Source organism: Acinetobacter sp. WA-87 (genome assembly GCF_039938935.1).
Taxonomy (GTDB): domain Bacteria; phylum Pseudomonadota; class Gammaproteobacteria; order Pseudomonadales; family Moraxellaceae; genus Acinetobacter; species Acinetobacter seifertii.
In genome coordinates this window covers 638,319-651,823 of record NZ_JBDUVF010000002.1, presented here as the reverse complement: position 1 = coordinate 651,823, position 13,505 = coordinate 638,319, and the positions used below count along the sequence as shown (strand labels likewise).

At 37.4% G+C, this 13,505-nt stretch carries 12 protein-coding genes and 2 tRNA genes; 6 read left to right on the top strand and 8 right to left on the bottom strand.

All coding sequences use genetic code 11. The features are described 5' to 3' along the window. Window positions 1-28 precede the first annotated feature (28 nt). Together ABFY81_RS10030 and ABFY81_RS10025 are read right to left on the bottom strand one after the other, a co-directional pair. Window positions 29-114, bottom strand: a tRNA-Leu gene (locus ABFY81_RS10030). A gap of 11 nt (window positions 115-125) precedes the next feature. Then, window positions 126-199 (bottom strand) — tRNA-Cys (locus tag ABFY81_RS10025). Window positions 200-351: 152 nt separating this feature from the next. On the opposite strand from ABFY81_RS10025, the gene folD reads away from it, so the two are divergent. Both folD and ABFY81_RS10015 read left to right on the top strand, forming a co-directional pair. Further along, on the top strand, window positions 352-1,200 hold the full coding sequence (gene folD / locus ABFY81_RS10020; protein ID WP_347913689.1) for a bifunctional methylenetetrahydrofolate dehydrogenase/methenyltetrahydrofolate cyclohydrolase FolD: 849 nt from the start codon (window positions 352-354) through the stop codon (window positions 1,198-1,200). 256 nt (window positions 1,201-1,456) lie between these two features. Beyond that, window positions 1,457-2,125 carry a 50S ribosomal protein L11 methyltransferase gene (locus tag ABFY81_RS10015; protein ID WP_347913688.1) on the top strand — a complete coding sequence of 223 codons (669 nt, stop codon included), beginning with the start codon at window positions 1,457-1,459 and terminating at the stop codon, window positions 2,123-2,125. 22 nt (window positions 2,126-2,147) lie between these two features. Here ABFY81_RS10015 and ABFY81_RS10010 read toward each other — a convergent pair whose 3' ends face one another. Further along, window positions 2,148-2,570: a hypothetical protein gene (locus ABFY81_RS10010; RefSeq protein ID WP_004699645.1), complete on the bottom strand. Its 423-nt coding sequence runs from the start codon at window positions 2,568-2,570 to the stop codon at window positions 2,148-2,150. 116 nt (window positions 2,571-2,686) lie between these two features. Beyond that, entirely contained in the window at window positions 2,687-4,018 is a 1,332-nt protein-coding gene (locus ABFY81_RS10005) for an MFS transporter (protein ID WP_347913687.1), read from the bottom strand. 373 nt (window positions 4,019-4,391) lie between these two features. Here ABFY81_RS10005 and glpK point away from each other — a divergent pair, with 373 nt between their 5' ends. Further along, entirely contained in the window at window positions 4,392-5,900 is a 1,509-nt protein-coding gene (gene glpK, locus ABFY81_RS10000) for a glycerol kinase GlpK (protein ID WP_347913686.1), read from the top strand. Between the two features lie 149 nt (window positions 5,901-6,049). Further along, window positions 6,050-7,567 (top strand): glycerol-3-phosphate dehydrogenase, encoded by a 1,518-nt coding sequence (gene glpD / locus ABFY81_RS09995; protein ID WP_347913685.1) that lies wholly within the window; start codon window positions 6,050-6,052, stop codon window positions 7,565-7,567. A gap of 41 nt (window positions 7,568-7,608) precedes the next feature. Here the strand turns inward: glpD and ABFY81_RS09990 are convergent, their stop codons facing one another. Continuing rightward, a complete protein-coding gene (locus ABFY81_RS09990) occupies window positions 7,609-9,441 on the bottom strand; it encodes a phosphoenolpyruvate carboxykinase (GTP) (protein ID WP_004699652.1) in 1,833 nt (610 codons plus the stop codon). 391 nt (window positions 9,442-9,832) lie between these two features. Here ABFY81_RS09990 and ABFY81_RS09985 point away from each other — a divergent pair, with 391 nt between their 5' ends. Next, window positions 9,833-10,771: a diacylglycerol kinase family protein gene (locus tag ABFY81_RS09985; RefSeq protein WP_347913684.1), complete on the top strand. Its 939-nt coding sequence runs from the start codon at window positions 9,833-9,835 to the stop codon at window positions 10,769-10,771. Further along, entirely contained in the window at window positions 10,752-11,504 is a 753-nt protein-coding gene (locus ABFY81_RS09980; RefSeq protein ID WP_347913683.1) for a metallophosphoesterase family protein, read from the top strand. The genes ABFY81_RS09985 and ABFY81_RS09980 overlap by 20 nt, the downstream gene beginning before the upstream one ends. Before the next feature lie 144 nt (window positions 11,505-11,648). On the opposite strand, the gene ABFY81_RS09975 is transcribed toward ABFY81_RS09980, so the two are convergent. From ABFY81_RS09975 to ABFY81_RS09965, 3 genes are all read right to left on the bottom strand, one after another. Beyond that, window positions 11,649-12,011, bottom strand: coding sequence for a transposase (locus ABFY81_RS09975; protein ID WP_068935493.1), 363 nt, complete (start codon window positions 12,009-12,011; stop codon window positions 11,649-11,651). Between the two features lie 287 nt (window positions 12,012-12,298). Continuing rightward, window positions 12,299-12,562 (bottom strand): hypothetical protein, encoded by a 264-nt coding sequence (locus ABFY81_RS09970; protein WP_347913682.1) that lies wholly within the window; start codon window positions 12,560-12,562, stop codon window positions 12,299-12,301. Between the two features lie 621 nt (window positions 12,563-13,183). Continuing rightward, window positions 13,184-13,489 (bottom strand): hypothetical protein, encoded by a 306-nt coding sequence (locus tag ABFY81_RS09965; protein ID WP_347913681.1) that lies wholly within the window; start codon window positions 13,487-13,489, stop codon window positions 13,184-13,186. Window positions 13,490-13,505: the final 16 nt, after the last annotated feature.

Genomic DNA, 13,505 nt, shown 5'->3' with positions numbered 1-13,505 from the left:
TTATGACACCATATTCAGTACTTGAAGATGGTGCCCGGGGCCGGACTCGAACCGGCACGCTTTGTGGGCGGGGGATTTTAAATCCCCTGTGTCTACCTATTTCACCACCCGGGCTTTACCAAATTTGGAGGCGGAGGTCGGAATCGAACCGGCGTCCACGGAGTTGCAGTCCGCTGCATGACCACTCTGCCACCCCGCCTACATTTGGTGATGCACATATTAGCAACCTTTACGAAAAAAACAATACCGTTTTGAGCGAAGATGCACATAAAAACAACATCTAGAATAAAATTAGCGAAATTATCATGTATTATTGGCACATTAAATTCATGTCTACCTTGGAGATGTGCTGTGGCATTGGTTTTAGACGGTCGTGCATTAGCAAAGCAAATTGAAGAAAATTTGTCGGTACGTGTTGAAGCTTTAAAAGCAAAAACAGGTCGTACCCCGATTTTGGCGACTATTTTGGTTGGGGATGACGGTGCATCTGCAACTTATGTACGTATGAAAGGTAATGCCTGCCACCGCGTAGGTATGGATTCATTAAAAATCGAATTACCACAAGAAACGACAACAGAACAATTGTTAGCTGAAATTGAAAAGCTAAATGCCAATCCAGATGTTCACGGTATTCTTTTACAACATCCAGTTCCTGCACAAATTGATGAGCGTGCATGTTTTGATGCAATCTCATTAGCAAAAGATGTTGATGGCGTAACTTGCCTTGGTTTTGGTCGTATGGCAATGGGTGAAGCTGCGTACGGTTCAGCAACTCCAGCTGGCATTATGACGATTCTTAAAGAAAACAATATCGAAATTGCGGGCAAACATGCAGTTGTAGTTGGCCGTTCAGCAATTTTAGGTAAACCAATGGCAATGATGTTGTTACAAGCAAATGCAACAGTAACGATTTGCCATTCGCGTACACAAAATTTACCTGAGCTTGTAAAACAAGCTGACATTATTGTTGGTGCTGTAGGTAAAGCTGAACTTATTCAAAAAGATTGGATTAAACAAGGTGCAGTTGTTGTAGACGCAGGTTTCCATCCACGTGAGGGTGGCGGCGTTGGCGATATTCAATTACAAGGTATTGAAGAAATTGCTTCTGCTTACACACCAGTACCGGGTGGTGTTGGTCCAATGACAATCACAACTTTGATTCGTCAAACTGTAGAAGCTGCTGAAAAAGCTTTAGGTTAATTTAATTAACGCTAGGCTGTTATTTGATACGCGTAACCGTCATCCGCAATTGTTTGAGGCAGAAATACGTTAAAAATTTAATGTTTCTGCGATGCTTTCGATTCTAGAGAGTATCTGCCGAGTTTTGCGGATGACAATGGTTTTGCCTACTTTTCCCGAAAGAAAAGTAGGTCCAACCGAAGGTTAAGGTAAAAATCCAAATCATAATGGAATGACTCTGTTATGCTTGTTATAAAAATGAATTAAAAGAAATCTGATGAGCTGTACCTTTCAACTGACCAACGCACCTGAACATTTACTTCAAGCCTTACATGAAGTCATTCCTCAATGTGAGTTAATGGCACAACAGTTGCCTGAAACTCCAATCTCTTTATGGTTGATTCCGCCAGTTTTCCCGACTGATCGTTTAGATGATGAAGTTATTCGTCGTATTTGGAATGACACGCCGTATTGGATTTTCTGTTGGGCATCAGGTTTGGCGATGGCGCAGTGGATACTTGCAGAGCCGCACCATGTTAAAGATAAAGTGGTATTAGATTTTGGCGCGGGTTCTGGTGTAGTCGCTATTGCTGCAAAAATGGCAGGAGCAAAACGAGTAATCTGCTGTGACATTGATCAAGTTAGTCTAAATGCTTGCCGTGAAAATGCATTGCTTAATAGTGTAGAGCTCGAATATTTGGACGATTTATATAAAGCTGAACAAGTTGATGTTCTATTGGCTGCTGATGTGTTATATGACCAATGTAACCGCTTTTTCTTAGACGAATTTTTAAAATTTGCGCCAGAAGTTTGGGTGGCAGATAGCCGAGTTAAAAATTTTAGTCATCCAAAATATGAAAAAATTGAAGAAAGAAGCGCTACTACGTGGCCAGATCTGGATGAAGCAAGAGAATTTAGAAATGTAAGTTTTTATAAGACGCTGTAAAAGAACAGCGTCTTTCTTTATTTTATGAACAAGTATAACGAACCACTTTTAATGTGCTTGGGCGAGCTTCAAGTGCTTGGCGAGTCGCGTAATCTTCACCATTATTTAAACTTGGTGTGTTTGATAAACCGAAAGAAGCACGAGTTTCACCCAATTTAATTCCATACTGCTCATCTTTAGCTGGGTTTGGAATTTCATTGACACTTAAAATTGATAATTTATAAACTTTCTGAGCACCTAACACATTTTGGCAAGCACGTTGTAATTTACGCTCATCAAGTTGCTGGTTACTACGACCAGCTAAAGTATAAGCTAAAGTCGCTGAAGTTTTAGTTTGGTTTTCAATCTGATAGCCAGTTGAACCATTATATTGTCGAGGTGTAGTCTGACAAGCAGTTAAAATAAACATACTACTTAATGCCAAACATAAAATACTTTTGTTCATCAGTATCGTCCTTATTTTCTTATATGAAGTATCTCATAAAATAGAAGGGTTGTTTGTGCTTATTCGCTTGGTTAGAGCCAATATTAACTGACGATATTGACTCTAATTGTAAAATATTAATGCTCTTTAATTTTTGAATGATGCTTGGTGTCTTTCATAAATATATAGATCAGTAATGAAATGAAAATCATAATACTGACATAAATAAAGAACCATGATTCATGACCAGCTTCTTTGAAACTTAACGCGAAAAACTCGGCTGTGCCACCGAATAAAGTATTGGCAATTGCATAAGGTAACGCGACACCCAAAGCTCGAATATGTGCAGGGAAAAGTTCGGCTTTTACAACAGCGTTAATTGAGGTATAGCCAGTTACCATGACCAGTCCACCTAAACATAACCAGAATGCTGTCCAGTAGTTATGCGTGTTTGCGAGTGCATCAAACAAAATATAGGTGAATAAAACACCTGTTACCCCGAATGCAATCATAAGAGGTTTACGGCCAATTCGATCCGATAATGCGCCTGCCAGTGGCTGTAAGCACATAAAGATGAATAGGGCTAAAGTGGTAATTTGAGTAGCTTCAGGTTTAGTAAAACCAGAAGTATTCACTAAATATTTCTGTAAATAGGTGGTGTAAGTATAGAAAGCTAAAGTACCACCAGCAGTTAAAAATAATACGGTGAATGCTTCTTTAGGGTAGTGTTTAAATAAAGCAAACATGCCCGATTGTGGTTGGTCTTTTTCAGCTTGAGCATTTTTAAAAGATTGAGTTTCTAGTAAGCCACGACGAATACGGAACACAACAATCGCAAGTAAAGCGCCAATAAAGAATGGAATACGCCATCCCCAGTCATGTAATTGCTGCTCTGTAAGTACCATTTGTAAAATGAGAAGTACACACAAGGCAGTGAGCTGTCCGGCAATTAAAGTGACATATTGAAAGCTTGAGAAAAAACCACGTCGGTCTTTTTCTGCCATCTCACTTAAATAAGTAGCACTTGCACCATATTCACCACCTACACTTAGACCTTGTATTAAACGTGCAACAACCAGAAGTAATGGGGCAAATACACCAATGCTTTCATAAGATGGTGTAACTGCAATAAGTAGAGAGCCAACACACATTAAAGTAACGGAAAGTGTAAGACCCGCCTTACGTCCTTTACGGTCTGAATAAATCCCCATAATCCATGCGCCGATAGGACGCATAAGGAAACCTACTGCAAAAATTGCAGCTGCTTGTAGGAGTTGAGCTGTTTGACTTCCTTTTGGGAAAAAGGCATGAGCAAAATAGAGCGTAAATGCGGCATATACATACCAGTCGTACCATTCGACAAGGTTACCGGCAGAACCGCCCAAAATTGATTTTAGACGAGTTTTTGTATCTAAATTAGAATGTGGAGGTGTTGCGGTAGAAGGTTGATCAACCATGATTCGCTCCATGTTTTGCTTGGGTTGAATGCTAAAAAAGAGAAGATTTATTCTGATTTTTCATATTATCTAGAAGAGTATTTCACTTTATTTTTTTTATGTCTGTAAAACAATGTTTATTATTTAAGCGAAGGAATAAGTTGAATATTTATGTGATTTCAAATCAGTCGACCAACTGGTTTTTGTGATCTTATCTGAAACGTTGGGCTGTTATTTTTTCCCAATGAGTAAAAACGGATAAAGAATGAGTAATGTTTGGAAGAAGAAAACCTATATCCCTTAAAAATAATGATATATTCCAAAGAAAATTTTAAATAAATACAGTTGGACATAATGTCTTAGCATTGTGGACTAGATGTGTGTAGATAATGAAAGGGACATTCAGATGTCAAATTGCCCAAAAAAATATATTGTTGCTTTTGATCAGGGAACAACAAGCTCAAGAGCAATTGTTTTAGACCATGATGCAAGCGTTGTCAGTATTGCTCAAAAAGAATTTACTCAAGTATATCCTCAGCCGGGTTGGGTTGAGCATGACCCTATGGAAATTTGGGCAACACAAAGTGCGGTATGGGTAGAGGCATTGGCTCAAGCTGGTATTAAGAGTGAACAAGTTGCGGCAATTGGCATTACAAACCAGCGCGAAACCACAGTTGTTTGGGATAAAAAAACAGGCAAGCCGATTTACAATGCGATTGTTTGGCAAAGCCGACAGACGACTGAAATTTGTAATCAATTGCATAAAGCAGGTTGGCAAGAATATATCCGTAAAACAACGGGTTTAGTCATTGATCCTTATTTTTCGGCCACAAAAATTAAATGGATTTTAGACCACGTTGAAGGAAGCCGTGAACGTGCTAAGCGAGGAGAGTTGTTGTTTGGTACGGTGGATACATGGTTAATCTGGAAGTTAACCAATGGCGGTGTTCACGTCACTGATTTTACCAATGCTTCACGAACTATGCTGTTTGATATTGAAAAGCTTGAATGGGATGAAAAGCTTTTACAGGCCTTAGATATCCCTAAAGCAATGTTACCTGAGGTACGAAGTTCATCTGAGGTTTATGGATATACACATACCATTAGTGGGCAAGAAGTCGGTATTCCAATTGCGGGAATTGCAGGTGATCAACAAGCTGCGCTTTTTGGTCAAATGTGTGTTGAGGCAGGACAGGCTAAAAATACTTACGGTACTGGCTGTTTTTTACTCATGAACACAGGTAAAAAAATTGTCCGTTCAGAGCATGGATTACTCACAACTATTGCATGTGGTGCGAGCGGTGAGGTGAACTATGCTTTAGAGGGTGCCGTATTTAATGGTGGCTCTTGTGTACAGTGGTTACGTGATGAGTTAAAAGTCATTAAGAACGCTAAAGACTCTGAGCTTTATGCAACACGGGTAAAAGACAGTAATGGAGTATATGTAGTTCCTGCTTTTACTGGATTAGGTGCACCTTATTGGGACCCAACAGCGCGTGGGGCAATTTTTGGTCTGACACGTGGAGCCAGTATTGAACATATTATTCGTGCAACTTTAGAGTCTATTGCTTACCAGACAAAAGATGTACTTGATGCTATGCAGCAAGATGCAGAAGAAGAGCTTCGTACTCTTCGTGTTGATGGGGGAGTAACGGAAAATAATTTCTTGATGCAATTTCAAGCCGATATTTTAGCGACATCAGTAGAACGCCCAATAATGAAAGAAACAACTGCTTTGGGTGCAGCTTTCCTTGCAGGGTTGGCAACGGGTTTCTGGCAAGATCTTCATGAGTTAAGAAATAAATCTGCCATAGAAAAGGTATTTGAGCCAAAAATGTCTGCTGAACAATCTGAGCTGATTTATAAAGGTTGGCTTAAGGCGGTTAAGCGTAGTCAAAATTGGGCTGAAGATTGATTTTTTCTTAAATTAATTAAATTGTAGAGTAATCAATTAATGGTTAAAGGTTTGCTAATTCAAATTTGATTATTCTACTTTTTAGATTGTTGTTTCATCAATTTGATGTTTTAATTTTTATAAGATCAACAATAAAAAGAATATGAGAAATGACAATACAATCTAATGATTATTCAAAAGTATATGATATTGCCGTAATTGGTGGCGGTATTAATGGCGTCGGTATTGCTAATGATGCAGTAGGCCGTGGATTATCGGTATTTTTATGTGAAAAGGATGATTTAGCCAGTCACACCTCATCTGCTAGCAGTAAATTAATTCATGGCGGTCTACGTTATTTAGAACATAAAGAATTTAGACTGGTCAGAGAAGCATTAGCAGAGCGAGAAGTACTATTAGCGAAAGCTCCACATATTATTGCACCAATGCGTTTTATTATGCCGCATCGGCCACATTTACGTCCTGCGTGGTTAATTCGAGCGGGCCTATTTTTTTATGATCATTTGGGAAGACGAGAAAAATTATTAGGTTCAAATCTTATTTATTTCAAAGAAGATAGTCCCTTAAAACCAGCTATAACGCGTGGTTTTGAATATTCGGACTGTACTGTAGATGACGCACGTCTTGTTGTGTTAAATGCGCTACAAGCTAAAGAGCAGGGTGCCAAAGTCGTGACACGAACACGATGTGTGAAGGCTTATCTAGAACAAGAACTGTGGCATTTGGAACTACAAAGTGGAGCTGAGTCTTATCAAATACGAGCAAAAGCTTTAGTAAATGCAGCAGGTCCTTGGGTCGAAGAAATCATTAGTGAAAACCTAAATTTAAGATCGCCTTATCAAGTCCGATTGATTCAAGGAAGTCATATTGTTGTGCCAAAGCTATATGATTGTCATAAAGCCTTTATTATGCAAAATGAAGACCGACGCATCGTTTTTGCAATTCCATATTTAGAAAAATATACCCTCATTGGTACAACAGATCAGGAATATACAGGTGATCCACAAAAGGTAGAGATTACCGATGTAGAAATAGATTATCTTTTGACGGTCACAAATTCACATTTTAAAAAACAGTTAACGCGAGCAGATATTGTAAGTCAGTACTCAGGTGTACGCGCTTTATGTGATGATGAGTCTGATAACCCTTCGGCAATTACCCGTGACTATACTTTGGCACTACAAGCAGAAAATACTAACGCACCATTGTTATCGGTATTTGGCGGCAAGATTACGACTTATCGAAAACTGGCTGAGGCTGCTTTAGAACATTTGTCTCCGTTCTTTAGTGAAATGGCAGAGCAGTGGACTGCCAATAAGCCATTACCAGGTGCTGAGAACTGGACCACACTAGATGATTTAATCAACCAGATTCAATTACGCGTAAATGGAGTTTCTGACACCGTTGCCAAACGTTGGGCTCATGCATATGGCACAAGAGTTTGGAACATGCTTCAAGAACGAAATGCTATAGAACAATTGGGGCAAAATTTTGGTCACGATTTATTTGAATGTGAAGTTAAATATTTATGTGAATATGAGTGGGCAAATACTGCAGAAGACATACTCTGGCGAAGATCTAAATTGGGATTACCGTTTAATGATCAACAGATAAAAGTGTTAGAAGCTTATTTATCTGAACGTCGACTAAAAGATGATGCCGCATAATAAAAAAGGCCGCATAAAGCGGCCTTTTTTATATTCAGCAATTAGAAGCCAGTTTTTACAGCTTCAAGTAAAGCTGCTTGACGTTCTTTTAATGCTTTTGGTAAGCGCTCACCAAGTTTATTGAATAACTCAGTGTGGCTTTCAATTTCAGTAACCCACTGATCTTTATCTTGAGCTGTAATAAGGTCAAATTCTTCTTTAGAGAATTCAGTACCTTCCCAGTTCAAGTCATCGTAAGTTGGAACAAGGCCAATTGGTGTTTCAACAGCATTTGCACGACCTTCACAACGGTCAATGATCCACTCAAGAACACGCATGTTTTGACCGAAACCAGGCCATACGAAGTTGCCTTCAGCATCACGACGGAACCAGTTTACATTGAAGATTTTTGGTAATTTATTACCAGCAGCTTCAGCTTTTGTACTTACTTCTTGACCAAGGCTTAACCAGTGATCGAAGTAGTCAGCCATGTTATAGCCAGCAAATGGAAGCATCGCGAATGGGTCACGACGAACGATACCTTGTTGACCAACAGCAGCAGCTGTAGTTTCAGAACCCATAGTTGCAGCTTTATAAACGCCGTCAACCCAGTCAAAAGCTTCAGAAACTAAAGGAACAGTATCTGCACGACGACCACCGAAGATGAATGCAGAAATTGGAACACCTGCTGGGTTTTCCCAATCAGCATCGATAGATGGACATTGACCAGCTGCAACAGTGAAACGAGCATTTGGATGTGCTGCTTTTTCGCCGTTTACGTGAGGTTGACCTTTCCAGTTCGTTAAGTTTGTTGGAACTTCTTTAGAAAGACCTTCCCACCATACTTGGCCATCTTCGGTTACTGCTACGTTTGTGTAGATAACATCTTTATGAAGAGTTGCCATACAGTTCGGGTTAGTCTTGGTATTTGTACCAGGCGCTACACCGAAGAAACCAGCTTCAGGGTTAATTGCATATAAGCGACCGTCTTCACCTGGTTTGATCCAAGCAATATCGTCACCTACAGTTTCGATTTTCCAACCTTCATAACCTGCTGGTGGAATTAACATCGCAAAGTTTGTTTTACCACAAGCAGATGGGAAAGCAGCAGCGATGTAGTGTTTTTCACCTTGAGGGTTAGTTACACCAAGAATAAGCATGTGTTCAGCTAACCAACCTTGTTCGCGTCCCATGACAGAAGCGATACGAAGAGCTAAACATTTTTTACCAAGTAATGCGTTACCGCCGTACCCAGAACCGAAAGACCAGATTTCACGAGTCTCTGGGTAATGAACGATATATTTCTCTGGGTTACATGGCCATGCAACGTCTTTTTGACCTTCAGCAAGTGGTGCACCTACTGTGTGTACACAAGGAACGAATTCGCCGTCTGTACCTAATACGTCATAAACTGCTTTACCCATACGTGCCATTTTGCGCATGCTAACAGCAACATAAGGAGAGTCAGTTAACTCGATACCGATATGAGCAATATGGCTACCTAAAGGACCCATAGAGAAAGGAACAACGTACATCGTACGGCCTTCCATTGAACCTTCAAATAAACCATTTAATTTTTCACGCATAACAGCTGGATCTTCCCAGTTGTTTGTCGCACCAGCATCTTCTTTATTTTGAGAGCAGATGTAAGTACGATCTTCAACACGCGCAACGTCAGATGGGTCAGAATTTGCAAGATAAGAACCAGGATGTTTTTCTTGGTTTAATTTCTGCATGGTGCCGTTAGCGATCATCAAGTCGATTAGACGTTGAGATTCTTCTTCGCTTCCGTCACACCATTCGATTTTTGCTGGTTTGGTTAAGTTTGCAATTTCTTCAACCCATGCTATAAGCTTAGGATGACGAACGAATTCTGGTGCGTTCACTGTGGTCATGGTGAGGCCTATTCAAAATGTGTACAACGTACAAGTCTATTCATTGGGGTACAATGAAAGATCAAATAAAAAAGTGGCTGTATTAAAGCATAAAATCATAAAAAAAATAAGACTAAAGACTAACAATTAGATATTTGGGTTTTTGAGTGTTTTTTAATGAAAATCATTTGGTTAGAGTTTTTTATACGGTTTATACTTTCATATTTTTATGTTGTATGTGTGTTATTTATTAAAATTATTTTATTTAAAATCAATAAATTAACTCTTAAATATTTCTTGAGAATTATTATTGATTAAACAAATGAAGATCATTCAAAATTTACATAAAGAGACTTTTAATAGGTGATTTTATATACAAAATAGAATAAACATCCCTATTTACGATAAGAAAATGCGGCCCTTAAAACCTCTTTCAATCATCTACAATGAAAAATCAGGATTTCATGCTTCAAAGCATGAAGATGTTTATGAGCAACTGATGACCGCGTTAACAGAACATGATTTTGAGATACAAGTTTTTGAATTAAATGAAGATACATCGTTTGATGATTTGATGAATAATGTGATCCATCGGCATTCACAAAATGAAAATAGAGGGGTAGTGGTTGCAGCTGGTGGGGATGGTACTTTAAATGCTGTTGCATCTAAACTTAAAAATACGTCTATTCCAATGGGAATTTTGCCTTTAGGGACTTTTAACTACGTTGCTAAAGTTTTAGATATTCCATTAGACCTTTTGGACGCAGTAGAAGTTATTGCCACAGGTACACCTCGATCGGTTCATATAGCAGCAATCAATGATAATATTTATTTGAATAATGCCAGTTTAGGTCTATATCCACTCTTTATTAAAAAGCGCGAACTTTACAATAAATATTTAGGAAGGCTTCCTTTACATGCTTATACCTCAGCTTTAGATGTTTTATTAAGAGAAAATAAATCCATGAAGTTGTCGATAACGGTAGATGGGAAAAAATATCCAGTTAAAGCACCTCTAATTTTTTTTGGAAATAACCAATTACAGTTGTGTGATATGAAACTCAGGATTGCAGAATGTGCAGCACAGGGAAGAGTGGCTGGAGTTGTAATTACAAAAAGTGATAAGCTGAGTTTACTGAATATGCTTTGGCAATGGGTTCAAGGTAAAGTTGAAGATGCAGAAGACGTATATAGTTTTTGTGCAGATCATGTTGTGGTGGAATGTGCAAAGAAATCGAAACTCACAGTTGCTTTAGATGGTGAAATCATAGAGATGAAACCACCTCTAAATTTCACTGTAGAAAAAAATGCTTTAAATATTATGGTGCCGAATGTTATTACATCTGTCTGATTTACACTTTGGGACAGAAAAAAAAGAGTGTTTAGAGGCAATAAGACATTTTTGTATTCAGCAAACGCCTGAAGTGATTGTCGTGAGTGGCGATGTTACTCAGCGTGCTAAATATGAACAATTTTTTAAATGTCGGCAGTTTTTAGATAGCCTCAATATTCCTTATCTTTTAGTGCCTGGGAATCATGATATTCCTTTGTATCATGTCTGGAACCGTTTTTTTTCTCCATTTACCCGATATCGATATTTCTTTGGTGAACTAGAGCCGACTTTAGAAACCGAACATTTCTATATTGTTGGGGTAAACAGCATACGTCGTCGTTATCACACACGTGGGCATATTTCGATTGAACAAATTCAAGATACTTATGAGCGTTTAGAAAAAGCCCCAAAAGATAAAATAAAGCTGGTGGTTTTTCATCAACCCTTTTATACACCACCCGATAATAAGCATGGCATAAAGGATTGTCCCGTTTTGGGAAAAATTGCTTTAGAAAAGTGGAGTACAACAGGATTATTTGGAATGTTGCATGGCCATCTCCATAAAACGGCTATATATGATTTAACGCAAATTTATGATTTAGAAATAGATCATCCTATTTATGATATTCATGCGGGTACAGCAACTTCTACTCGTTTATATCATCACAATCCGAATAGCTTTAATACAGTTTCAAATGAAGGGGAAATTAATCATTATTGGTTTAATGATGATTTAAAGATTTTTGTATGAAAATTCCTATTATTTTTCTTTCAGGAATGTTGAAATTATCTTTTACAATCTTAATTTTAAGGTAAATATTTAAATAATATAGAATATAAAATTATTCTTAATTTCAATAGAGAAATATTTCTCTATTGATTACTCTTTAGGAGCCTAGGTTATATTTGTGGTTGATAAAAAGTCATCTTGTAAATCTCCATTTAATATAACTTTATCTTCTTCAGGGGAGTGGTATGTGAGTTGAAAATCCCCTCGTACTCCATCTAAAGAAACTGGACCATCAATGATACCTAAGATTGTACTTGTAGTGTCAATAATAGTTTGTTGGATTATTTTGAATAATATTTCTTTCTCCTTTAAAGGTAAAGATTGATAAAAAGTTAAAGTATTAAGCCAATATGGATCTTTCTCTATATTTTTATCAATTTGGGTAGATTCATAAATTTCCTTATAAGTAACTATATAGTCATTTAAAATAACTTCTTTTAACTTCTTAATAAAAACTTCCGAATTCATTTATCTCTCCTCATTATTTTTTCTTAAAATAGGCTGGATACATAGCCTTATTCATGTTAATCAAGTATTGCAGTTGGATATTGGGAATATCAGAATAAACTCTACGAAGTTGCATAATATCCCTTACTATAACTCTATGAGGTGTTAATGACTCAGATACATTGCGAGCAACAATACCAGCTCTAGGTTTAGCCGTCATATGTCCATTTTATTACTATATATCAAAGAAATAGTTTTAAAATAAATAGAGAGAGTTAACCCTCTCTATTTATTGGGATTAAGCATCATTAATCACATATTCTATTAACCTGATCTTCAACAGTGAGTTTATTGAAGCTTGGTATTTGTGATAGATCACTTAGTGGGTCTTTTACAATGAATATTTCAAGAAAATACTCATAAACTTTATCACTGTCACTTATTTTTATTGCACCATCTTCAGGTTCCTCTACAACTATCGCATCTGATAGAGTTGTCCAAGGAGATTCAGCATAAATAGTATATTCATCTGAGAAATTCTTTATATTTGATATAATGTTAAGTAAGTTCATGTAATTATTTCCCCCAAATTGAATATCCGCCTTTTCCATTAGGATGGAAAATAGGTCAGAAAGGACTTCCTGAGTTCTGCTGATTTCTAGGAACTAACTGCATTTTACCAGGTTCTACATTATGATGTCAGGTCCATCCGGCTGGAGATGTTCTCGGTGCAAGCCCTGTTGAGGTAAGCGATATGTTTATTCCCATATTTTTGATGGTAGTTGAAAACTGAGGATCACTTTCCATAGCAGATAATAAATTTTGATTTGCTTCCTGATAATGTCTTGCTCGAGAAATAGCAGGATAAGAAGAATTAGCTCATTTCATAAGCTACGGAGTATGCAGTAGGTTTTATTATAGAACAGGTTTATCCCCTAACCATACATACTCAACTAGTGGTACACCATCGGCATTGTATTCACCAATTAGATGGCTGTTTTTATCATAAACGAACTGAACAGCATTAGTTCTTCATGCAGTACTGTTAGCTGTATAAGCGCGAACAGTACGTTCGTTTTTATGCTTATACTTCATGTAATACTGAGGCATAGAAACAATAATATATTACAAAATAGCCTTGATAGTTTTTATCAAGGCTATTTTTTATGATCTTAAAGGTAATAAGATTTAATTTATTGTAATGCAGTTAAAAAGTTCTTAATACTATTGCTTAATTCAAACGTTATTTTTTTATCGATATCAAGATATGAAACAGCGCCTGAGCTATGGCGGATAATATAATTTCCAAGATGATCTTCAGCAATAGCGCGAATCTCTTTTCCTGTCCACAAATCTAATTGTAACTGCCCACCGTAACCCAAACCTATGCGCGGGTATATCTTGACTATAATAATATCTACTCCTCTAGATTTATCTTTAAAAATATGCTTTTGTTCAAGATTTTTAATTGATCGTTGAACTAAATCATCAAGAGACATCGTCTAATTCCTTTAA

What these genes read in the sequence shown, in the direction of transcription:
- ABFY81_RS10015 (WP_347913688.1), top strand. Translation starts at nt 1,457, where the DNA reads ATGAGCTGTACCTTTCAACTGACCAACGCACCTGAACATTTACTTCAA.
- ABFY81_RS10010 (WP_004699645.1), bottom strand. Translation starts at nt 2,570, where the DNA reads ATGAACAAAAGTATTTTATGTTTGGCATTAAGTAGTATGTTTATTTTA.
- ABFY81_RS10005 (WP_347913687.1), bottom strand. Translation starts at nt 4,018, where the DNA reads ATGGAGCGAATCATGGTTGATCAACCTTCTACCGCAACACCTCCACAT.
- glpK (WP_347913686.1), top strand. Translation starts at nt 4,392, where the DNA reads ATGTCAAATTGCCCAAAAAAATATATTGTTGCTTTTGATCAGGGAACA.
- glpD (WP_347913685.1), top strand. Translation starts at nt 6,050, where the DNA reads ATGACAATACAATCTAATGATTATTCAAAAGTATATGATATTGCCGTA.
- ABFY81_RS09990 (WP_004699652.1), bottom strand. Translation starts at nt 9,441, where the DNA reads ATGACCACAGTGAACGCACCAGAATTCGTTCGTCATCCTAAGCTTATA.
- ABFY81_RS09985 (WP_347913684.1), top strand. Translation starts at nt 9,833, where the DNA reads ATGCGGCCCTTAAAACCTCTTTCAATCATCTACAATGAAAAATCAGGA.
- ABFY81_RS09980 (WP_347913683.1), top strand. Translation starts at nt 10,752, where the DNA reads ATGTTATTACATCTGTCTGATTTACACTTTGGGACAGAAAAAAAAGAG.
- ABFY81_RS09975 (WP_068935493.1), bottom strand. Translation starts at nt 12,011, where the DNA reads ATGAATTCGGAAGTTTTTATTAAGAAGTTAAAAGAAGTTATTTTAAAT.
- ABFY81_RS09970 (WP_347913682.1), bottom strand. Translation starts at nt 12,562, where the DNA reads ATGAACTTACTTAACATTATATCAAATATAAAGAATTTCTCAGATGAA.
- ABFY81_RS09965 (WP_347913681.1), bottom strand. Translation starts at nt 13,489, where the DNA reads ATGTCTCTTGATGATTTAGTTCAACGATCAATTAAAAATCTTGAACAA.